The 19,129-nt window shown below is 70.2% G+C and carries 22 protein-coding genes and 1 tRNA gene; 7 read left to right on the plus strand and 16 right to left on the minus strand.

The genetic code is table 11. From position 1 onward, the window contains the following. Positions 1–139: 139 nt before the first annotated feature. From ACO2Q3_RS04760 to cyoA, 7 genes are read right to left on the minus strand one after another with little or no spacing between them, the layout of a single operon-like run. On the minus strand, positions 140–673 hold the full coding sequence (locus ACO2Q3_RS04760; protein ID WP_423305387.1) for a response regulator transcription factor: 534 nt from the start codon (positions 671–673) through the stop codon (positions 140–142). After that, positions 670–1,983 (minus strand): ATP-binding protein, encoded by a 1,314-nt coding sequence (locus ACO2Q3_RS04765; protein WP_423305388.1) that lies wholly within the window; start codon positions 1,981–1,983, stop codon positions 670–672. The genes ACO2Q3_RS04760 and ACO2Q3_RS04765 overlap by 4 nt, the downstream gene beginning before the upstream one ends. Further along, positions 1,973–2,746: an SURF1 family protein gene (locus tag ACO2Q3_RS04770; protein ID WP_423305389.1), complete on the minus strand. Its 774-nt coding sequence runs from the start codon at positions 2,744–2,746 to the stop codon at positions 1,973–1,975. The genes ACO2Q3_RS04765 and ACO2Q3_RS04770 overlap by 11 nt, the downstream gene beginning before the upstream one ends. Next, complete coding sequence (gene cyoD / locus ACO2Q3_RS04775; RefSeq protein WP_423305390.1) at positions 2,743–3,123, minus strand: cytochrome o ubiquinol oxidase subunit IV; 381 nt, start codon at positions 3,121–3,123, stop codon at positions 2,743–2,745. The genes ACO2Q3_RS04770 and cyoD overlap by 4 nt, the downstream gene beginning before the upstream one ends. Then, on the minus strand, positions 3,123–3,752 hold the full coding sequence (gene cyoC, locus ACO2Q3_RS04780; RefSeq protein ID WP_423305391.1) for a cytochrome o ubiquinol oxidase subunit III: 630 nt from the start codon (positions 3,750–3,752) through the stop codon (positions 3,123–3,125). The genes cyoD and cyoC overlap by 1 nt, the downstream gene beginning before the upstream one ends. A gap of 12 nt (positions 3,753–3,764) precedes the next feature. Beyond that, positions 3,765–5,801 carry a cytochrome o ubiquinol oxidase subunit I gene (gene cyoB / locus ACO2Q3_RS04785; protein WP_423305392.1) on the minus strand — a complete coding sequence of 679 codons (2,037 nt, stop codon included), beginning with the start codon at positions 5,799–5,801 and terminating at the stop codon, positions 3,765–3,767. 8 nt (positions 5,802–5,809) lie between these two features. Further along, on the minus strand, positions 5,810–6,886 hold the full coding sequence (cyoA, locus tag ACO2Q3_RS04790; RefSeq protein WP_423305393.1) for a ubiquinol oxidase subunit II: 1,077 nt from the start codon (positions 6,884–6,886) through the stop codon (positions 5,810–5,812). A gap of 148 nt (positions 6,887–7,034) precedes the next feature. Between cyoA and ACO2Q3_RS04795 the strand changes: the two genes are divergently transcribed. The 3 genes from ACO2Q3_RS04795 to ACO2Q3_RS04805 all read left to right on the plus strand — a co-directional run bounded on the left by ACO2Q3_RS04795 (position 7,035) and on the right by ACO2Q3_RS04805 (position 8,915). Then, the gene (locus tag ACO2Q3_RS04795) at positions 7,035–7,769 is read left to right on the plus strand and encodes a hypothetical protein (RefSeq protein WP_423305394.1); all 735 of its coding nucleotides are present in this window, start codon (positions 7,035–7,037) and stop codon (positions 7,767–7,769) included. Positions 7,770–7,923: 154 nt separating this feature from the next. Continuing rightward, positions 7,924–8,475: a MarR family winged helix-turn-helix transcriptional regulator gene (locus tag ACO2Q3_RS04800; protein ID WP_423305395.1), complete on the plus strand. Its 552-nt coding sequence runs from the start codon at positions 7,924–7,926 to the stop codon at positions 8,473–8,475. A gap of 182 nt (positions 8,476–8,657) precedes the next feature. After that, a complete protein-coding gene (locus ACO2Q3_RS04805; protein ID WP_423305396.1) occupies positions 8,658–8,915 on the plus strand; it encodes a hypothetical protein in 258 nt (85 codons plus the stop codon). 51 nt (positions 8,916–8,966) lie between these two features. Here the strand turns inward: ACO2Q3_RS04805 and ACO2Q3_RS04810 are convergent. Continuing rightward, positions 8,967–9,041, minus strand: a tRNA-Gly gene (locus tag ACO2Q3_RS04810). 129 nt (positions 9,042–9,170) lie between these two features. Here ACO2Q3_RS04810 and ACO2Q3_RS04815 point away from each other — a divergent pair. Further along, positions 9,171–9,758: an HD domain-containing protein gene (locus tag ACO2Q3_RS04815; protein ID WP_423305397.1), complete on the plus strand. Its 588-nt coding sequence runs from the start codon at positions 9,171–9,173 to the stop codon at positions 9,756–9,758. Between the two features lie 6 nt (positions 9,759–9,764). On the opposite strand, the gene ACO2Q3_RS04820 is transcribed toward ACO2Q3_RS04815, so the two are convergent. From ACO2Q3_RS04820 to ACO2Q3_RS04830, 3 genes are all read right to left on the minus strand, one after another. After that, on the minus strand, positions 9,765–9,956 hold the full coding sequence (locus ACO2Q3_RS04820; RefSeq protein ID WP_423305398.1) for a helix-turn-helix transcriptional regulator: 192 nt from the start codon (positions 9,954–9,956) through the stop codon (positions 9,765–9,767). Beyond that, a complete protein-coding gene (locus ACO2Q3_RS04825) occupies positions 9,953–10,354 on the minus strand; it encodes a hypothetical protein (protein WP_423305399.1) in 402 nt (133 codons plus the stop codon). The genes ACO2Q3_RS04820 and ACO2Q3_RS04825 overlap by 4 nt, the downstream gene beginning before the upstream one ends. A gap of 284 nt (positions 10,355–10,638) precedes the next feature. After that, entirely contained in the window at positions 10,639–11,691 is a 1,053-nt protein-coding gene (locus ACO2Q3_RS04830) for a 2'-deoxycytidine 5'-triphosphate deaminase (RefSeq protein WP_423305400.1), read from the minus strand. A gap of 121 nt (positions 11,692–11,812) precedes the next feature. Between ACO2Q3_RS04830 and metZ the strand changes: the two genes are divergently transcribed. After that, a complete protein-coding gene (gene metZ, locus ACO2Q3_RS04835) occupies positions 11,813–13,030 on the plus strand; it encodes an O-succinylhomoserine sulfhydrylase (protein ID WP_423305401.1) in 1,218 nt (405 codons plus the stop codon). 48 nt (positions 13,031–13,078) lie between these two features. Further along, positions 13,079–13,495, plus strand: a complete 417-nt coding sequence (apaG, locus tag ACO2Q3_RS04840; protein ID WP_423305402.1) for a Co2+/Mg2+ efflux protein ApaG — start codon at positions 13,079–13,081, stop codon at positions 13,493–13,495. Between the two features lie 154 nt (positions 13,496–13,649). Here apaG and ACO2Q3_RS04845 read toward each other — a convergent pair whose 3' ends face one another. From ACO2Q3_RS04845 to ACO2Q3_RS04865, 5 genes are all read right to left on the minus strand, one after another. Further along, entirely contained in the window at positions 13,650–14,549 is a 900-nt protein-coding gene (locus ACO2Q3_RS04845; RefSeq protein WP_423305656.1) for an Hsp33 family molecular chaperone, read from the minus strand. A gap of 110 nt (positions 14,550–14,659) precedes the next feature. Next, positions 14,660–15,595, minus strand: a complete 936-nt coding sequence (gene argF / locus ACO2Q3_RS04850) for an ornithine carbamoyltransferase (protein WP_423305403.1) — start codon at positions 15,593–15,595, stop codon at positions 14,660–14,662. Next, positions 15,592–16,806, minus strand: a complete 1,215-nt coding sequence (locus ACO2Q3_RS04855) for an aspartate aminotransferase family protein (RefSeq protein WP_423305404.1) — start codon at positions 16,804–16,806, stop codon at positions 15,592–15,594. The genes argF and ACO2Q3_RS04855 overlap by 4 nt, the downstream gene beginning before the upstream one ends. Before the next feature lie 146 nt (positions 16,807–16,952). Further along, the gene (locus ACO2Q3_RS04860) at positions 16,953–17,417 is read right to left on the minus strand and encodes a GIY-YIG nuclease family protein (RefSeq protein ID WP_423305405.1); all 465 of its coding nucleotides are present in this window, start codon (positions 17,415–17,417) and stop codon (positions 16,953–16,955) included. Between the two features lie 103 nt (positions 17,418–17,520). Beyond that, positions 17,521–18,339: an ABC transporter permease gene (locus ACO2Q3_RS04865; RefSeq protein ID WP_423305406.1), complete on the minus strand. Its 819-nt coding sequence runs from the start codon at positions 18,337–18,339 to the stop codon at positions 17,521–17,523. A 228-nt stretch (positions 18,340–18,567) separates the two neighbouring features. Between ACO2Q3_RS04865 and ACO2Q3_RS04870 the strand changes: the two genes are divergently transcribed. Beyond that, positions 18,568–19,086, plus strand: coding sequence for a GcrA family cell cycle regulator (locus ACO2Q3_RS04870; RefSeq protein ID WP_423305407.1), 519 nt, complete (start codon positions 18,568–18,570; stop codon positions 19,084–19,086). Positions 19,087–19,129: the final 43 nt, after the last annotated feature.

Here is a 19,129-nt window from a genome sequence, read left to right on the forward strand (position 1 = left end):
GGACCCAGGCAAAAGCTTCAGCCCACTGGATTTGCGTCCAGCGACGGCGGGCATACATCCTGCCGGTGGAGACTTGTGCCTGGGTCCCGGCCTTCGCCGGGATGAGCAGGATAGTAAGGGTGATGCGCGCCCTTCCCCCTCACGTCAGCCGCCGCTTCTCCAGCTTGCGGGCCAGGGTGCGGCGGTGCATGCCCAGGCGGCGGGCGGTCTCGGAAATGTTGAAGTCCGTCTCCACCAGGGTCTCGTGGATCTTCTCCCACTCCAGGGTCTTGATCGAGGTAGGGCGGTGGCCGATCGGGATCGAGGTGTCGCCCGCGCCCCGGGCGAAGGCGGCCTCGATGTCGTCGCTGTTGGAGGGCTTGGCCAGGTAGTGGCTGGCGCCCAGCTTGATGGCCTCCACGGCGGTGGCGATGCTGGCGAAGCCGGTCAGCACGACGATCAGGGTCTGGGGATCGCGCCGGTGCAGCGCCTCGACGCAGGCCAGCCCCGACTCCCCGGCCAGCTTCAGGTCGACCACGGCGTAGCCGGGCGCGAAGCCCTCGGCGATCTGCAGCATGTCGGCCAGGTGGGCGGCGCGGCGCACGTCGTAGCCCTTGCGCTCGAACGAACGCTGCAGGGCGGCGGCGAAGTTGGGGTCGTCCTCGACGATCAGTAGCCGGCGGGGGGTGTTCATCGGACGGCCTCGATCGCCAGGGCGCTCAGCGGGGCGGTGACCGTCACCGAGGCGCCGCCGCCCTCGCGGTTGCGCGCCTCGACCTGGCCGCCCAGCTTGCGCAGCACATTGACCACCAGGAACAGGCCCAGACCGCCACCCTGCCGGCCCTTGGTGGAAGAATAGGGCTTGCCGAGCGAGGCCAGCATCTGCGGCGTGAAGCCCGGCCCTTCGTCTTCCACGGTGACCACCAGCTGGTCTTGTTCGATCCGCGCAGACATGCGCACCGCCTCCGGCGAGGCCTCGATGGCGTTGTCCAGCAGGTTGGTCAGGGCCTGCTTCAGGGCGGAGTCGGCGACGATGCGGGGGTTGCTCCTCAGGGCGTCGTCGTAGCGGGCGACCCAGGGGGCGCGGCGCAGCTTCCACTCGGTGAACAGGTCCGACAGCCAGGTCCGCAGGCGCTCGGCCCCGGCTGCCTCCGGCCGCGCCTCGCCGGCCGACAGCAGCACGCCGGTGACGATCGCCTTGCAGCGGGCGATCTCGGACCGCATCTCCTCGATCTCCTGGGCCAGTTCGGGATCGTCGGTCAGCTTCGGCATCCGCCGCCAGTCGCCCAGGATCACGTCGACCGTGGACAGCGGCGTGCCCAGCTCGTGCGCCGCACCGGAGGCCAGCAGGCCCATGCGCACGATGTGGTCCTCTTCGGCGGCCCGCTGGCGCAGGGCGGCCAGGCGGGCGTCGCGATGGCGCAGGTTGGCGTTGATCCGGCTCATGAAGAACACCAGCAGCACCGCGTCCAGGGCGAAGCCGATCAGGGCGCCGACGATGTACAGGCGAAACAGCCCAGGCCCGCCCGGCGGCAGGGCCAGCGGCCGGTAGTCGAGGGTCAGGCCCAGGTAGCAGACGATCGCCACCCCCACCATCACCCAGGTCGCCCAGGCCTCCAGCAGCACCGCGCCCAGGATCACCTGCAGCAGGTAGAGGGCGGCGAAGGGGTTGGTCGCGCCGCCGCTGAGGTACAGCTGCACGGTCAGGATGATGGCGTCGAAGATCAGGCTGAACAGCAGTTCCTGGTTGGTCACCGGCGTGGGCAGGCCCAGGCGCAGCAGGCTGAGGAGATTGCCGATCGCCAGGATGCCCAGGGCCAGGCCCATCTCGGCCACCGGCAGGCGGATGTGCAGCCAGGCCTCCACCACCAGGATGGTCACCAGCTGGCCGGCGGCGGCGATCCAGCGCAGCTGCGAGAGCAGCATCAGGTTGGAGCGGGCGGTAGCCAGCGCCAGCGGCGTCTGTTCAGCCCGCGGGATCGGCGGTTCGGCGCTAGCGGACATCGGCCCCCGCCAGGCGCGCGGGCCCGCGGCGGCGGCGTAGCGCGCCTTCGATCGCCGGCCAGAAGCTCCATCCCAGGGACATGGCCGCCAGGGTGAACCAGGTGGCGGCATAGACAAGATGGCTGTTGCGGAAGCGGATCACGGTCAGGCCGCCGCGCGGCCAGCCGCCCGGGTTCGGCGTGGCGTCGGCGTCGATGAAATAGGGCGCGGCGCCAGCCAGCCCCCTGGCCGCGGCGATGGCGGCGACATCGCGCGAGTACCAGCGGCCCGCCTCGGGCCGGTTGGCCCGCAGGAAGCCGCCGTGCGGCTCGCTGATCCGCAGCAGGCCGGTGACGATGACGGGACCGACGATCTGGCCGGATGCCCGGCTGGCGGGCGCGGCGCGATCCGCCGGCACGAAGCCGCGATTGACCAGCACCGTGAAGCCGGCGCCGGCGCGCAGCGGGGTGACGACCCAGAAGCCGGGGCCGGCGTCGGTGACCGCCTGGACCAGGGTCTCGCGGCCGTTGTCGAACTCGCCCCGCACCGTCACATGCCGGTAGGCGTCGTGCCTGTCGTCAATTGCTGGCCAGGCTTCCGGGGCGGGCGTCGGCGCCGGCGCGGCGGCCACGCGGGCGTCGACCGCGGCGATCAGGGCCCGCTTCCAGGCCAGCCGCTCCACCTGCCAGACGCCCAGGGCGATGAACACAGCCGCCAGCGCCAGGCCCAGGGCCACCAGCCCTCGGCCCCGCGCCCCGCCGGTCAACGCGAGGGGATCGGTCACGGCGCCTGCCGCATGGCCTCGGCGGACATCGGCATCATGTTCACGTCCAGATGATGCATCACCCACATCGAGCCCGACAGCACGATGCCCACCAGCAGCAGGGTGAACAGCAGCGCCATCAGCGTCCATCCGCCCTCGGCCTTTCGGTTCATGTGCAGGAAGAACACCATGTGCGCCACCACCTGCACGGCGGCCAGCCCCATCACCAGGGCGCCGGTCACGGCCGCGTTCTCCAGCAAGTGGCTCATCACCAGCCAGAACGGAATCACGGTCAGGGCGGCGGCCAGCAGGAAGCCGACGACGTAGTCCCTGCGGGTGGCGTGCGGGGCGCCGTGACCGTGCTCCTCGTGGGCGCCATGCGCCGCGGCGTCGGTCATCACATCGCTCCCAGCAGGTAGACGAACGAGAAGACGCCGATCCAGACGACGTCGAGGAAGTGCCAGAACAGGCTGAGGCACATCAGGCGCCGCCGGCTGGCCTCTGTCAGGCCCCAGCGGCCGACCTGGACCATCAGCGTCACCAGCCAGATCACCCCGCAGGTGACGTGCAGGCCGTGCGTTCCCACCAGGGTGAAGAAGCTGGAGAGGAAGGCGCTGCGGCCAGGCCCCGCGCCCTCGGCGATCAGGTGGGCGAACTCGTTCAGCTCCAGGCCCAGAAAGGCGCAGCCGAACAGACCCGTGACGCCCAGCCACGCCAGCACGGCGCGCGTGCGGCCCTCCTGGGCGGCGATCATGGCCATGCCGTAGGTGATCGACGAGAACAGCAGCATGGCCGTGTTCACCGCCACCGTCGGCAGCTCGAACAGGTCCTTGCCGGTGGGACCGCCGGCATAGCTGCGGCCCAACACCCCGTAGCAGGCGAAGAGCACCGCGAAGATCAGGCAGTCGCTCATCAGATAGACCCAGAAGCCCAGCGCGGTGGCGTTCTGCGCGTGCGGCTCCTCGGCCAGGTGATAGCGGGGGTCCAGGGCCTCGCCCGGGAAGTCGACGTTGGAAACGGCGCTCATGCGGAGGCTCCCTTAAGCGGCTCGGCCGAGGGTCTGGGTGCGGTAGTCTTCCTCGGCCACCACCGTCTCGGCGGGGATGTGGAAGTCGCGCTGGCGGTTGAAGCTGTGGACGATGGCGCCCACCACCACGGCCGCCAGGGCGCCCACGCCCAGCCACCACATGTGCCAGATCAGGCCGAAGCCGGCGGCGACGCTGAGCGCCGCCAGGATCACCCCGGCGCCGGTGTTGCGCGGCATGTGGATCGGCCGGAAGCCGCTCAGCGGGCGGCGATAGCCGTTGCGCTTCATGTCCCACCAGGCGTCGCGGGCGCGGGCCACCGGGGTGAAGGCGAAGTTGTAGGCCGGCGGCGGCGAGGCGGTGGACCATTCCAGGGTGCGGCCGTCCCACGGGTCGCCGGTCAGGTCGGCCAGGGCCTCGCGGTTGCGGAAGCTGACCACCAGCTGCACCAGGAAGGCGGCGATGCCGAGCATGATCACCCCGGCGCCGATCGCGGCGATCACGAACCAGATCTGCAGCGACGGGTCGTCGAAGTGGCTCAGGCGGCGGGTGACCCCCATCAGGCCCAGCACGTACAGCGGCGTGAAGGCCAGCCAGAAGCCCACCAGCCAGCACCAGAACGAGACCTTGCCCCAGAAGGGGTCGAGCCGGAAGCCGAACGCCTTGGGGAACCAGTAGGCGATGCCGGCGAACATGCCGAACACCACCCCGCCGATGATCACGTTGTGGAAGTGCGCCACCAGGAACAGGCTGTTGTGCAGCACGAAGTCCGCCGGCGGCACCGCCAGCAGCACCCCGGTCATGCCGCCGATCACGAAGGTGACCATGAAGCCCAGGGTCCACAGCATCGGCAGCTCGAAGCGGATGCGGCCGCGGTACATCGTGAACAGCCAGTTGAAGATCTTCGCCCCGGTGGGGATCGAGATGATCATCGTGGTGACGCCGAAGAAGGCGTTCACGTCGGCGCCCGCGCCCATGGTGAAGAAGTGGTGCAGCCACACCAGGTACGAGGCCACGGTGATCGCCGCGGTGGCGTAGACCATCGAGGTGTAGCCGAAGAGGGGCTTGCCGCTGAACGTCGCCACCACCTCGGAGAACACTCCGAAGGCCGGCAGGATCAGGATGTAGACCTCGGGGTGTCCCCAGATCCAGATCAGGTTCACGTACATCATCGGGTCGCCCCCGAGATCGGCCGTGAAGAAGTGCGTGCCGACGTAGCGGTCGAGCGACAGCAGCGCCAGCACCGCCGTCAGCACCGGGAAGGTGGCGACGATCAGCACGTTGGTGCACAGCGCCGTCCAGGTGAACACCGGCATGCGCATCAGGCTCATGCCCGGCGCGCGCAGCTTCAGGATGGTGGCCACCAGGTTGACCCCGGACAGCAGGGTCCCCACCCCGGCCACCTGCAGCGCCCAGATGTAGTAGTCGACGCCCACGTCGGGGCTCTCGGCCAGGCCGGACAGCGGCGGGTAGGCCAGCCAGCCGGTGCGGGCGAACTCGCCGACGAACAGCGAGGCCATCACCAGCACCGCGCCGCCGACCGTCATCCAGAAGCTGAAGTTGTTGAGGAACGGGAAGGCCACGTCCCGCGCGCCGATCTGCAGCGGGGCGACGAAGTTCATCAGCCCGGTGACCAGCGGCATGGCCACGAAGAAGATCATGATCACGCCGTGGGCGGTGAAGATCTGGTCGTAGTGCTGCGGCGGCAGATAGCCGTGGTTGGCGCCGAACGCCACCGCCTGCTGGGCGCGCATCATCATCGCGTCGGCAAAACCGCGCAGCAGCATCACCACCGCCAGCACGATGTACATCACGCCGATCTTCTTGTGGTCGACGCTGGTGAACCACTCGCGCCACAGGTAGCCCCACAGGCGATGGCGGGTGATCAGGCCCAGCACCGCCAGGCCGGCGACGGCGACGCCGGCGAAGGTCGCCAGCAGGATCGGCTCGTGCAGCGGCAGGGCGTCCCAGGTCAGCCGGCCGAACAGGAACGACCAGGGCTGGGCGACGGACAGGGGCAGATCAGGCAGGGGCAGGTCGGGCTGGGTCATGGCGGGGCTCACGACGGGATTTGCGATCGGGGCCGCTGGGACGGCGGGCCCCGATCCTTTGGCGCGCAGATCGCGCGGGTGGCGGCGGCGAGCGCCTCCGAGGCGAAGGCCATGCGGTAGTCCGAACGGTCCTTGCAGCCGCTGCCGTCCGCCGCGCAGCGGTTGACGATGTCGGTGAACAGGGCGGGGTCGACGCCGGCGAAGCGGCGGACCGGCTGGTCGGCGCTGGGCCGGGCGAGCGACGCATAGGCCGCCCGCGTCAGGGCGCCCTGCCCCGGCGCCCCGCCCTGCCGCGCCTGGGCGACCCAGGCGTCGAAGCCGGCCGGGGTCAGGCCGCGCACCTTGAAGCGCATGCCCGAGAAGCCCGCGCCGCTGTAGTTGGCCGAGAAGCCCTCGCTGTCGCGGACCCTGTTCAGCACGCCGTGCAGCTGGGTTTGCATGCCGGGCATGGCGTAGACTTGGCCGGCAAGATCGGGGGCGTAGAACGAGTTCATCACCGAGGCGGCGGTGATCTTGAACGCCAGCGGCCGGTCCACCGGCACGGCCAGCTCGTTGACCGTCGCGACGCCCTGTTCCGGGTAGATGAACAGCCATTTCCAGTCGAGGGCGACCACGTCGACCTCCAGCGGCTTCACCCCCGCCGGGACGGGCCGGCCGGCGGCGATGCGGCCGATCGGACGATAGGGATCCAGAGTGTGGCAGGTGACCCAGGTCACCGCGCCCAGCACCAGGATGATCGCCATCGGCGCGCCCCAGATCAGCACCTCCAGCCGCGTGGAGTGGCTCCAGTCCGGCGCGTAGGTCGCGGTGGTGTTGGAGGCGCGGTAGCGCCAGGCGAACACCAGGGTGGCGACGATCACCGGCACGATGATCAGCAGCATCAGCCCGGTCGCCAGCAGGATCAGGTTGCGCTGCTGCATCGCAACATCGCCGGCGGGATCCATGACCACCATCTTGCAGCCGCCCAGCAACGCGAGCGCGGAAACCGCAAGGACGGGCTTGAGTTTTGTCAGGGGACCCAAGACCCTTTTGAGAACGCAACGCATGTTGCGTCGCAATAAAGCCCTCTCGCGCGTGGACGCCATTGGACGGTTTGTCCAAGGGGGCGGCGGTTTTCGGTTGCGCCCGGCGCCCGCTCGGTCATGCTGCCGTCAAGACCGCGAAACGCGGCGCCCCCGAACCGGGGCGACCCCAAGCCGGGGAAACAGGGAAGACCAGGGCCAGGAACAGGGCATGAGCCACAGCTACGCTTGGCCTTCGCAACAGGGCGCCGCCGGCGCGCCCGCCCCGGACGGCCCGCAGGACATCGCCACGGCCGATCTGGGCGCGGCCCTGGCCCTGGCCGCCCTGCCCCAGGCCTTCGACCTGGCCGTCACCGGCCTTGCCGCCCTCGCCGTGTTCCCGGCCGCCTTCTTCAGCGGCCTGCCCCCTGGCGCGGCCCTCGCCGCCGCGCTGGCGCTCTGGGGCCTGGCCTATGCGGTCGCCGCCGTCGTCGCGCGCTGGCCCGCGGACCGCCGCCGTCCGTGGACGGGCAAGGCGGCCGCCCGCGCGGGGCTGACCGTCGCCACCGTCGCCATCTCCCTGCTGCCCGCCGTCGGGCACGCGGCCTGGGCCCCGGCGGGCCTGGTGGTCGCCCGGCTGGTCCAGGGCCTGGCCATCGGCCGCCTGGGCGCCGGCCTGCCGGCGCACGCCGGGCCGGGGCTGCGGGCGCTGGCCTGGCGGACCTGGGGTCTGGCCCTGCTGGCGGGCGGCGGACTGGCGGCCGCCCTGGCCGGCGGTCTCGCCCTCAGCCTCGGCCGCGCCGACCTGCTGGACTGGGGCTGGCGCTTCGCCTTCTTCATCGCCCTGGCGCTGAACCTGGCCGCCTTCGCCGCCGACCTGGCGCTGCGGCGGGCCAGCGAGGGCCGGCCCGCCACGCCGAGCCAGCGCCCGCGCCTGGCGACCGTCGACGGGGTGCGCGTGGCCTGAGGCGTGCGCTCGGCCTGAGGGCCGCCGCCCACCTTCGCCCCGGCGCCTCCGCCCAGGGATTCAATCCCAGGGCGATTTCGCCACGACGCTAAGATGCGTCGATGATTCGCTCGGCCAGACAGCCGACAGCCCCACGATGTCCGCAAGCCACGCCATGCCGCCTGCCGATGACCGCCCCACCCCGGACACCCCCGTCGCCGAAGGCCTGACGGCGGACGAGTCCGGCGGCCGCTACCTGATCTACCTGCTGTCTGTGTTCGAGGCGCTGCGCCTGCGCGAGCTGGAGACCGAGCTTCGTCCCCTGTCGATGAGCGTCTCGCGCAACCGCGTGCTGGGCTGGCTGTCGGTGAACGCCGAGGCCACCATGACCCAGCTGTCGCGTGGCTCGATGATCGAGCGCACCACCCTCACCCGGCTCCTGGACCCGATGGTGCGCGATGGCCTGGTGGAGCGGGTGCGTTCCGACGCCGATCGCCGCGAGATCTTCGTGCGCATCACCGCCACGGGCCTGGAACACCTGCGCCGCTCGGTGCTCGCCGCCAACGGCGTCAACGACCGCTATCGCGGCGTGCTGACCGCCGACGAGATCCGCGCCGCCACCGCCGTCCTGCTGAAACTGCTCAGCCAGACGCGCCTGGACGACCAGACCTTCGCCATGCTCACCCGTCGCGAACGCCGCCGCCCCGGACAGACCGAAGGCAAGTAGCCCCCCGACCGTCCGGTTTCTGGCGCCGGTTCACGCCGGTCCACGGCGTCCCGCCATTGCGCGCGCCGGCCGGCTCGGCCCCGGCAAGGCCGCGCGCCGCCTCCGCCAGGCGCCGCCTTCTTAGCGGTGGACAGCCCGCCTCACGCCTCTACCGTGGCGTGATCCACGGGGGGACCGCAGTCATGACTGGAAGAGAAGCCTTCGCCCTGGCGATCCGCATCGGCGGCGCCTGGAAGGTGCTGGAATCGTTCAGCGACATCTATTTTATGGTGGTCAAGGTGCTGGGCCTGCCGACCACCTCGACACTGCCCCTGGCGGTCGATGTCGAGACCTTTCTCTACCGGTTCGGGCTGGGCCTGGTGTTGATCCTCCTGGCCGATCCCCTGGCCCGCGTGTTCTATCGCGCGAAGGAAAAGCCGGTCGAGGAGTCGTTCTCCTGATGCGCCACGCGCCCGGCGGTGAAGCCGACAACCGGTGAACTGAGGGAGGGTTGGAGCGGGCGGGGGGAATCGAACCCCCGACATTCAGCTTGGGAAGCTGACGTTCTACCTCTGAACTACGCCCGCGCGGCCGTCGGCCGGGCGCGCAACATAGCCAAAACCGCCGTCCGGGCAAGACGCCGGTCGGCGCGCCGTGCGGATTGACCGCGCGCGGGCCGCGTCCCACCATGGCGCGGCAAGAGGAGGACCGTGATCATGGCCGACGGCGAAGCGCACCCGCAGGCGAAGTTCCACGCCATGACCCAGGGCACCCCCGAGGACTGGGCCGCCATCGGCCTGGCCGGCCAGCCCTACCGCAAGGCGCTGCCCGACCGCATGCTGGCGCACCTGCGCATGCTGGAAGCCGACTCCGGCGGCTTCGCGGTGACCCGGCTGGAACACTCGCTGCAGACCGCCACCCGGGCGTTCCGCGACGGGCGCGACGAGGAATATGTGATCTGCGCCCTGATGCACGACATCGGCGACATCCTGGGCCCGTCAAACCACGCCGAGATCGGCGCGGTGGTGATGAAGCCCTACGTCTCCGAGGCCAACCACTGGATGCTCGACAAGCACGGCGTGTTCCAGGGCTACTATTTCTTCCACTACCTGGGCCTGGACCGCGACATGCGCGAGCAGTACCGCGGCCATCCGCACTTCGAGCACTGCGCCCAGTTCTGCCACCTGTACGACCAGAACAGCTTCGACCCGGCCTACGACTCCATGCCCCTGGAAGCCTTCGAGCCGATGCTGCGGCGGGTGGTCGAGCGGCCCAAGCAGTCGATCTACCTGCGGGCCAGCTGAGGCGGCTCACTCGGCCTCGAAGATCGCCTCGATCGGCGCCTCGAACAGCCGGGCGATGCGGAAGGCCAGCGGCAGGCTGGGGTCGTACTTGCCGGTCTCGATGGCGTTGACGCTCTGGCGCGAGACGCCCAGGCGCTCGGCCAGGTCCTGCTGGCTCCAGTTCCGCTCGGCGCGCAACACCTTCAGGCGGTTCCTCACCGGTACCTCCGGAACAGGAGCGCCTGGGAGACGCCCATGCCGGCGCAGAAGATCGGGAACACCAGGAACAGCTGCAGGCGCGGGGCGCCGGCGAACAGCTCGAGGAACCCCCAGACGGTGGTGATCGTCAGGAGCGCCGCCAGGCCCCACAGCATCGATTGCACCAGCAGCATGCGGCGAAACTCGTCGGCCTCCTCCACCAGGTAGCGGCCGATGGCGACGATCACCCCGACCAGCGGCAGGGCCGGCGCCACCGCCAGCGCATAGCGCGCCGGACTGCCCGCCGGCACGACGCGCAGCAGCTCGATGGCCGCCACCAGGGCGGCCGCGTAGAGGCCCATGGCGACGCCGAAACGCAGATAGTAGCGGCGCACCGCGGCGTTGACGGGTTGAGGCATGGCTCGTCCAGTTCCCTTGTCCAAATGACAAGGATACTTGTCATACGGGCGTCCATGGATGTCAATGCCCCTTTACACTCGACCGCCCCTGCACCGTCATCCCCGGGCGTCAGTCCCGGGGATCCATGGACACGTGCAGCGACGTCGCGAGCGGCAGCGGCGCGTTGCTGGAGCGGCAGCCGACCCGTCGTGGCGCGCCCTTCGAAGCGCGCCAACCGGTCTCACGTGTGCATTGACCCTCGGAACTGACGCCCGAGGGTGACGGCTGAGAGAGGGGGGCCGCCCTAGGTCCAGGCCTTGAAGTGCTTGGAGAGCTTCAGGCCCTGGCGCTGGTAGTGCGAGCCGTCTTCGCCGTAGAGGCGGGTCGGGCGGGCGGTGAGGGGTTCGAACACCAGGCGCGCGACGGTCTGGCCGTCCTCCAGCAGGAACGGGGTCTCGTGGCTGCGCACCTCCAGCACGCCGCGGGCGCCGACGCTGTCGGTCTCCGCGGTGCCGAAGCCGGGGTCGAAGAAGCCGGCGTAGTGCACGCGGAACTCGCCCACGGACGGGTCGATCGGGGTCATCTCGGCGGCTTCCAGCACCGGGATCTGCACGGCGTCCTTGGAGGCGAGGATGTAGAACTCGCCGGGGTCGAGCAGCAGCTCGCCGTGGCGCGGCTCCAGCGGCTCCCAGTAGTCGTGCGGGTCGTGGCCGTCCTCCTTGTCGAGGTCGACGACGCCGGCGTGGCGGCGGCCGCGGAAGCCGGCGACGGCCTGGGTCAGGTCGACGCCGACGCTGCGCACCGACAGCAGCGGCGGGGTCCCGCGCTTGAGGCGCAGCTGCGCCAGGCGGGTGCCGGAGCGCACCAGCACCGAGAAGGTCTGCGGCGCGATCTCAAGGTACAGCGGCCCCTCGTAGCCCTCGGCGACATTGTCGAACGCCGGCTGGCCGTCGGTGAGCAGGCGCACGAACACGTCGACCCGGCCGGTGGAGCTCTTGGGGTTGCCGCGCGCCGAGACGCCCGGCGGCAGGGCCAGACGCTCCTGCAGCTCGGCGATGTAGACGCAACCCTTCTCCAGCACCACGCCCTTGGTCAGGTCGAGCTCGTGCATGGAGACGTCGGCCAGGCGCTCCAGCACGCGGCGGCCCACGCGCGGCAGGAACGAGGCGCGCACGCGCCAGACCCGGGCGCCGAGGCGCAGGTCGAGGCTGGCGGGCTGCACCTGATCGGCGTCCCAGGGGGTCTGGGTGGAGATGGCCGCCTGGGCCACCAGATCCTCGATCGACTGGCACGGCAGGATGCCGGCGCCGGCGGCGGCCGAGGATTGCGGATGCGATTGCGGGGAGGTGTCACTCATCGGACCAGCAAGCCTTAGCTTAGATCGCGCGCTTGGCAAGGCCCCGGGCCGCCGGGCCTTGACCACCCCCGCCCCGGCGCCTTCTATGCCGGCCCTTTCGCCGCAAAGCCGGGAGGCCGCCATGGCCGATGACACCGCCGAAGATCCCCGCAACTGGGATGTCGCCACGCGTCTGATCCGCGGCGGGCTGATGCGGTCGCCGATCGGCGAGACGGCGGAGGCGCTCTACCTCACCCAGTCGTTCGTCTACGACAGCGCCGAGGGGGCCGACGCGCGCTTCGCCGGGACCGATCCGGGCTTCATCTATTCGCGCTACGGCAACCCCACCGTCAGCATGTTCGAACAGCGCCTGGCGCTGCTGGAGGGCGCCGAGGGCTGCCGCGGCACGGCGTCGGGCATGGCGGCGGTGCACCTGGCGCTGACGGGCCTGCTGCGCGCCGGCGACCACGTGGTGGCGGGCCGCGCCCTGTTCGGCTCGTGCCGCTGGATCCTGAACAACTGGGGACCGCGCTACGGCATCGAGGCGACCTTCGTCGACGGCCCGGACCTGGACGCCTGGAAGGCGGCGGTGCGGCCCAACACCAAGGTGTTCTTCCTGGAGACCCCGGCCAACCCGCTGCTGGAGATCTGCGACATCGCCGCGATCAGCGCCATCGCCCGCGAGGCCGGGGCCAAGGTGGTGGTGGACAACGTCTTCGCCACGCCGATCTTCCAGAAGCCGCTGCAGCTGGGCGCCGACGTGGTGGTGTATTCCGCCACCAAGCACATCGACGGCCAGGGCCGGGTGATGGGCGGGGCGGTGCTGGGCGCCAACGCCCTGCTGGACGAGTTCTACCGCGACTTCATCCGCCACACCGGCCCGTCGCTGTCGCCGTTCAACGCCTGGGTGCTGCTGAAGGGCCTGGAGACGCTGGACCTGCGGGTGCGCCGCCAGAGCGACACCGCGGCCGAGCTGGCCGACCTGATCGCCGCCCACGCCAAGGTCAAGCAGGTGCGCTACCCCGGCCGCAAGGACCACCCGCAGCACGCCATCGCCCAGCGGCAGATGACCGGCGGCGGCAACGCCATGGCCGGCGGCGGCAGCCTGGTGGCGTTCGATCTGGGAACCCAGGCGGCCGCGTTCCGCTTCCTCAATCGTCTGGAACTGTTGGACATCTCGAACAATCTCGGCGACGCCAAGTCCATGGCCACCCATCCCAGCACCACCACCCACCGGGCCATGACCGAGGAACAGCGGCTGGAAATCGGCCTGACCGCCGGCTGGGTGCGGGTGTCGTTCGGCCTGGAAAGCCCCCGCGACCTGGCGCGGGACATCCAGCGGGCGCTGGACGCGGCGTGAGGCCAAGGATGAACCTGGGCGCGAGGATCGGGCGATGAGGCGCGACAGATGAGTCGAGGTCCGCCCCGCGACGTCTACGAGGCTCGCACCCGGGACATCCTGGTGCGCGCGGCGCCGATCTATCAGCCCAGCCAGTCCGACCCGGCCAACAACCGCTTCTCGTGGACCTACACCATCGAGATCGAGAACCACGGGACCGAGACCGTGCAGCTGGTCTCGCGCCACTGGATCATCACCGACGCCCTGAACCGGGTGGAGGAGGTCAAGGGTCCCGGGGTGGTCGGCGAGCAGCCGACCCTGAAGCCGCGCGAGGCCTACCGCTACATCTCGGCCTGTCCGCTCGCCACCTCGTCGGGCGCCATGCGCGGCAGCTACCAGATGGTCACCGACGGCGGCGAGGTGTTCGACGCCGAGATCCCGGAGTTCTCGCTGCACATGCCCGAGGCGGTGAAGCGGATGAACTGAGGGGGTAGCTCTCCGCTGGAGCCCCCTTCCCCCGCTTCGCGGGTACTTCCCCCAGAGGGGGAAGAGAGAGATCGTCGCAGCGCGCTCATCCGTTCTCTTCCCCCATTGGGGGAAGTACGGCCGAAGGCCGGGATGGGGGCTGCCGTGCGCGGACCTACGCCACCTCGTCCGCCGTCAGCGCATACACCCGCGAACAGTATTCGCACGTCACGCGGATGCGACCGTCCGCCTCGACCATGCCGGCGACGTCCTCCTCGGGGAAGGATTTCAGCACGCCGACGATGCGCTCGGGCGAGCAGCGGCAGAAGGCCTGCAGCGGCTTGGGTTCGAACATGCGCACGCCGTCCTCGTGGAACAGGCGCCACAGCAGGGTCTGGCTGTTGATGGTCGGGTCGATCAGCTCGTCCTCGCCCACCGTCTCGAACAGGGCCTGGGCGGTGATCCAGGCCTCTTCCGTCGAGCCGCGCGCGTCGTCCTCGGCGATGTTCTGGATGAACAGGCCGCCGGCGCGCCAGTGCGGCCCGGCGCCGGCGTCGGCCTGGCCGACCGCCAGGCGTACGCGGGTGGGCGTCTGTTCCGACTGGGCGAAGTACTGCTCGGCGCACAGCGCCAGGGTCTCGCCCTCGATCGGGGTGACGCCCTGGTAGCGGTCCATGTCCGGGCCCTGGTCCACGGTCATGATGAACACGCCCTTGCCCAGCAGGGTGCGCGCGCCCGGCCGGACAAAGCCTTCGGAGACCCGCGCCACCTCGGCCTCGTCGTAGCGGCAGTAGCCGCGCAGCGAGCCCTCGGTGTCGTAGTCGACCACCACGTAGCGCACCGGTCCGTCGCCCTGGGCCTGGACGATCAGCCGGCCGTCGAACTTCAGCGACGCGCCGACCACGGCGGCCAGGGCGCAGGCCTCGCCCAGCAGGTTGGCCACCGCCTCAGGATAGGCGTGGCGGGTCAGGATCTCGTCCACGGCCGGGCCCAGGCGCACGATGCGCCCTCGCACGGGCTGGTTCTCGATCTGGAAGGCGGCGACGAGGTCGTCGGCCACGGGGGGAGCAATGATGTCAGGCACGGCGCGGATATAGGCTCTTGCCGGGCGAATGCGAGACCGGCCCGGCGGGTCGAAGGGCAAGCGGGCCGCGGCGTGTCACCGCGCCCCGCCAGAGCTGAAGACTAGGCGACCCCGCCGAAGCACCAGGCCAGGATCGACTTCTGCACGTGGATGCGGTTTTCGGCCTCGTCCCAGACCAGCGACTGCGGCCCGTCCATCACCTCGTCCGTCACCTCCTCGCCGCGGTGCGCGGGCAGGCAGTGCAGGAACACGGCGCGCGGATCGGCCAGGTCCATCAGCGACTGGTCGACCTGGTAGGGCTCCAGGGCCTCCAGCCGCTCGTCATGGTCCAGGTCGCCCATCGACACCCAGGTGTCGGCGACCACGCAGTCGGCGCCGCGGACGGCGGCGTGCGGGTCGTCGGTGACCTCCACCCGGCCCTGTTCCTCCGCCGCCCGCGCCAGGTCGCGCAGGTCGGGGTGGTACTTGGGCGGGCAGGCCACCACCAGCCTGAAGCCCAGCTTGGCGGTGGCGTGGATGAAGCTGGCGCAGACGTTGTTGCCGTCGCCGACCCAGGCGATCGTCTTGCCCGCCACCGGGCCGCGATGCTCCTCGAAGGTCATCAGGTCGGCCAGGATCTGGCACGGGTGGCTGCGGTCGGTCAGGCCGTTGATCACCGGGATGGTGGAGGCCAGGGCGAAGCGCTCGACGTCCTCGTGCCGGTCGGCGCGGATCATCACCGCATCGACCATGCGCGAGAGCACCTTGGCGGTGTCCTCGATGGTCTCGCCGCGGCCCAGCTGCATGTCGGTGGACGAGGAGATGATCCCCTGCCCGCCCAGCTGGCGGATGGCGGCGTCGAACGAGAAGCGGGTGCGCGTGGAATTCTTCTGGAAGATCATCGCCAGCACGCGGTCGCGACCCGGCGCATCGGCGTCCACACGCCCCTGCGGCCAGCCCTTGCGGGCCGCCTTGCGGGCCTTGGCGTCCTCGAGGATGGCGCGCAGGGTCCCGCCCTCCATCCTCCACAGATCGAGGAAGTGGCGGGGGGCCGTCATGCCGCCGCCTTCTTCCGCACCGCCTCGCACGCGCGTTCCAGCTTTTCGATCGCCTCGCGGGCCTCGTCCTGGGTCAGCAGCAGCGAGGGCAGCAGGCGCACGCAGTTGTCGCCGCCGCCGGCCACCAGCAGCTTCTCGTCGCGGGCGAGCTGCATGAAGTCGCGGTTGTTGGGGATCAGCTTCACGCCGATCAGCAGCCCCTTGCCGCGGATGTCGGCGATGACGTCGGGATAGCGGTCCTGCAGACCCTTGAGCCCTTGCGTGAAATAGCCGGCGATGGTGCGCACGTTCTCGAGCGTCTCGGGCTTGGAGAGCTCGTCGAACGCCGCCAGGCCCACCGCCATGGCCAGCGGGTTGCCGCCGTAGGTCGAGCCGTGCGAGCCGACGGTCATGCCCTTGGCCGCCTCGGCGGTGGCGAGGCACGCGCCCACAGGGAAGCCGTCGCCCAGCGCCTTGGCCACGCACATGATGTCGGGCGCCGCGCCCTCCGCCCATTCGTGGGCGAACAGCTTGCCGGTGCGGCCGAGGCCGCACTGGATCTCGTCGTAGATCACCAGCACGCCGTGTTCGGTGCAGTGGTCGCGCATCGCCTTCAGCGTCTCGGGCGTCAGGGCGCGGGCCCCGCCCTCGCCCTGCACCGGCTCGACGATGATGGCGCAGGTGTCCGGGCCGACGGCGGCCTTGAAGGCGTCCAGGTCGCCGAACGGCAGGGTCTTGTAGCCGGGCAGCGCCGGGCCGAAGCCCTCGACGTAGGACGGGTTGCCGGCGGCGAACACCGCCGCGTAGCTGCGCCCGTGGAAGGCGCCGTCGAAGCCGAAGATGTCGATCCGCTCGGGCTGGCCGTTGGCCCAGTGATACTTGCGCGCCGTCTTCAGCGCGCACTCCACCGCCTCGGTGCCCGAGTTGGTGAAGAACACCACGTCGGCGAAGGTGGCGTCGGTGAGCTTCCTGGCCAGGGCCTCCTGGCCCGGGATGCGGAAGATGTTGGACACGTGCCACAGCTTCTCGGCCTGGTCCTTCAGCGCCTGCACCACCTTGGGGTGGGCGTGGCCCAGGCCCGTCGTGGCGATGCCGGCCAGGCAGTCCAGGTATTCCTCGCCGTCGACGGTATAGAGGCGCGCGCCTCGGCCTCGTTCGAACGCCAGCGGGGCGCGGTTGTAGACGCGCAGGATGTGGTCGGTCGGAACGGTCGGCGAGGGTGCTTGCGCCATTGGATAAGCCTCCCAGAAGCGCGAAAATCCCCGCACCAGGGGCGCAGGGACGGGAAGCGTCGCGTTTTCGTCTCAAGGGGCCCCGCTGTCAATCGCGGGTATGTGACAGGGGGGCGGGGCGAGGCGGTGAAATTGCTGACGTTTCTTCACCCCCTCCCCTTCCCTCTGTCATCCCGGAATCCGCGCAGCGGATATCCGGGACCGCCGGAAACGCCGGGCCTTCGGCCGTGCGGCCTAGCCTCGTCGAACCAGAGCCGCGCAGAAACCCCCTCCGGATCCTGTCCCAGTTCATCTTCCCACGGATAGCGTCCACCGCCAGCGAGCCCTTCCCAAAGATCCGCCCAATCGGGATTGAGCGCCTCAACGAGTTGGAACTTCCACGCCCGGGGCCAGCGCTTGATCGCCTTCTCTCGCGCGATCGCCTGCGCTACATCCCCATGAAGTTCGAACCAGGCCAGCCGCTTGCAGCCCCAGTCAAGGGTGAAGCCGGGAACCTCACCGAAGCGGTGCTGACGCGCCCGGCCGACGAGGTCACCAGTCACGCCGACGTACAGCACGCCGCGCCGGACGTTGGTCACGATGTAGACGGCGTAGATGCGCTCTTCTCGCATTGCGGTTGCAACGCTAGCGCTTCCCGCGGTCCCGGATAAGCCGCTTCGCGGCTTTCCGGGATGACAGAGAGAGTGTGTGAGCGGCGCTCCGCGCCGCCCCGCCTCAGGTCTTCAGCTTGTAGCCCGTGGCGAACATTCGCCAGCAGACGGCGGTGAGGATCAGCACCAGGCCCGCGGTCAGGGCCGCGCCGATGGCGACCGAGCCGTCGGCGGCGCCGATGAAGCCGTAGCGGAAGCCGTCGATCAGGTAGAAGAACGGGTTGAAGTGCGAGATCGTGCGGAACGGCTCGGGCAGCCCTTCCACGAGGTAGAAGGTGCCGGACAGGAACGTCATCGGCATGATCACGAAGTTGGTCACCGCGGCGATGTGGTCGAACTTCTCGCTCCAGATCGCCGCGACGATGCCCAGCAGCCCCATCACCAGCGAGGCGCCGAGGCCGAAATAGAGCACCGCCCAGGGGTGGGCGATGCGCAGGCCGTGGGCGAAGGGGATCACCGCCAGGCCGGCGATGGCGCCCACCATGATGCCGCGGGTCGCGGCGCCGGCGGCAAAGCCGATCACCTGCTCCGAAGGCGACAGCGGCGGCATCAGGAAGTCGCCGATCAGGCCGTTCATCTTGGCCTGCAGCAGCGATGACGAGGAGTTGGAGAAGGCGTTGGAGAGGATCTGCATCATCACCAGGCCGGGGATGATGAACAGGCTGAAGTCCACCCCCTCGATCACCCGCCGGCGGCCGACCGCCACCACGAACACCAGCATGTACAGCAGCGCCGTGACCACCGGGGCGGTCAGGGTCTGCATTCCCACCTTCCAGAATCGGCGAACCTCGCGGAGGTAGAGGGTGCGCAGCCCCTCCCAGTTGACCCCGTTGTAGACGCGGGGCGGCGGCGGAACGACGGCGGCGGCGGGCATGTCCTTCATGGCGCCTGATGTGCGCCCGCGAAGGCCCGCGCGCAAGTCGCACGACGTTCGATCAACATATTGATCCTGTGGACAGATGGAGGGGCGCCTATTGTGTCCCTTAAGAGTTTGTGCACGATATCTAGTAGGCCATCGGTAACGACGGCCCTCGGGGACACAAGATGTGGGGCCGGGCGTTTATGGGGAGCGCCTCGTCCTCCTTGCAGCAGGGGTTGGAGGGTTTCAGTCATGGGTTGGACCGACGAACGCGTTGAAATGCTGAAGAAACTCTGGCTCGACGGCCTGTCCGCCAGCCAGATCGCCAAGCAGCTGGGCGGCGTCACCCGCAATGCGGTGATCGGCAAGGTGCACCGTCTGGGCCTGTCCGGCCGTGCGGCGCCCTCGCAACCCGCCCGCCCGGCGTTCAAGCCGGCCCGCCCGGCGCGGCCGGTTGTCGCGGCCCAGCCCGCCGCCCGCCGTCCGGCCGCAGCCGCCGCCGCGCCGGTGGAGGCCGCTCAGGTCCCGGCCCCGCGTCCGGCGAACTTCGTCGAGGCGCCCGGCACGGCCACCGTGCTGACGCTCGGCGCGCACATGTGCAAGTGGCCGATCGGCGATCCGGCGACCGACGGGTTCACCTTCTGCGGCCGCCGCTCCGGGGGCGAGGGCCCGTACTGCAACGAGCATGCGCGGATCGCCTACCAGCCGCAGCAGACCAAGAAGAAGTCCGGCGCCAACGAGCTGGCCCGCTCCCTGCGCCGCTACATCTAGCGGTCACAACTGACAGCCCTCCCTCCCCCCACCCGGGAGGGAG

This window comes from Caulobacter sp. KR2-114, from assembly GCF_049446115.1.
Classification (GTDB): domain Bacteria; phylum Pseudomonadota; class Alphaproteobacteria; order Caulobacterales; family Caulobacteraceae; genus Acaudatibacter.

What these genes read in the sequence shown, in the direction of transcription:
- ACO2Q3_RS04800 (WP_423305395.1), top strand. Translation starts at nt 7,924, where the DNA reads ATGCCGCCTGCCGATGACCGCCCCACCCCGGACACCCCCGTCGCCGAA.
- ACO2Q3_RS04830 (WP_423305400.1), bottom strand. Translation starts at nt 11,691, where the DNA reads ATGAGTGACACCTCCCCGCAATCGCATCCGCAATCCTCGGCCGCCGCC.
- ACO2Q3_RS04870 (WP_423305407.1), top strand. Translation starts at nt 18,568, where the DNA reads ATGGGTTGGACCGACGAACGCGTTGAAATGCTGAAGAAACTCTGGCTC.
- ACO2Q3_RS04815 (WP_423305397.1), top strand. Translation starts at nt 9,171, where the DNA reads ATGGCCGACGGCGAAGCGCACCCGCAGGCGAAGTTCCACGCCATGACC.
- argF (WP_423305403.1), bottom strand. Translation starts at nt 15,595, where the DNA reads ATGACGGCCCCCCGCCACTTCCTCGATCTGTGGAGGATGGAGGGCGGG.
- ACO2Q3_RS04765 (WP_423305388.1), bottom strand. Translation starts at nt 1,983, where the DNA reads ATGTCCGCTAGCGCCGAACCGCCGATCCCGCGGGCTGAACAGACGCCG.
- ACO2Q3_RS04865 (WP_423305406.1), bottom strand. Translation starts at nt 18,339, where the DNA reads ATGAAGGACATGCCCGCCGCCGCCGTCGTTCCGCCGCCGCCCCGCGTC.
- cyoB (WP_423305392.1), bottom strand. Translation starts at nt 5,801, where the DNA reads ATGACCCAGCCCGACCTGCCCCTGCCTGATCTGCCCCTGTCCGTCGCC.
- ACO2Q3_RS04795 (WP_423305394.1), top strand. Translation starts at nt 7,035, where the DNA reads ATGAGCCACAGCTACGCTTGGCCTTCGCAACAGGGCGCCGCCGGCGCG.
- metZ (WP_423305401.1), top strand. Translation starts at nt 11,813, where the DNA reads ATGGCCGATGACACCGCCGAAGATCCCCGCAACTGGGATGTCGCCACG.
- ACO2Q3_RS04760 (WP_423305387.1), bottom strand. Translation starts at nt 673, where the DNA reads ATGAACACCCCCCGCCGGCTACTGATCGTCGAGGACGACCCCAACTTC.
- ACO2Q3_RS04855 (WP_423305404.1), bottom strand. Translation starts at nt 16,806, where the DNA reads ATGGCGCAAGCACCCTCGCCGACCGTTCCGACCGACCACATCCTGCGC.
- cyoC (WP_423305391.1), bottom strand. Translation starts at nt 3,752, where the DNA reads ATGAGCGCCGTTTCCAACGTCGACTTCCCGGGCGAGGCCCTGGACCCC.
- apaG (WP_423305402.1), top strand. Translation starts at nt 13,079, where the DNA reads ATGAGTCGAGGTCCGCCCCGCGACGTCTACGAGGCTCGCACCCGGGAC.
- ACO2Q3_RS04805 (WP_423305396.1), top strand. Translation starts at nt 8,658, where the DNA reads ATGACTGGAAGAGAAGCCTTCGCCCTGGCGATCCGCATCGGCGGCGCC.
- cyoD (WP_423305390.1), bottom strand. Translation starts at nt 3,123, where the DNA reads ATGACCGACGCCGCGGCGCATGGCGCCCACGAGGAGCACGGTCACGGC.
- cyoA (WP_423305393.1), bottom strand. Translation starts at nt 6,886, where the DNA reads ATGGCGTCCACGCGCGAGAGGGCTTTATTGCGACGCAACATGCGTTGC.
- ACO2Q3_RS04860 (WP_423305405.1), bottom strand. Translation starts at nt 17,417, where the DNA reads ATGCGAGAAGAGCGCATCTACGCCGTCTACATCGTGACCAACGTCCGG.
- ACO2Q3_RS04825 (WP_423305399.1), bottom strand. Translation starts at nt 10,354, where the DNA reads ATGCCTCAACCCGTCAACGCCGCGGTGCGCCGCTACTATCTGCGTTTC.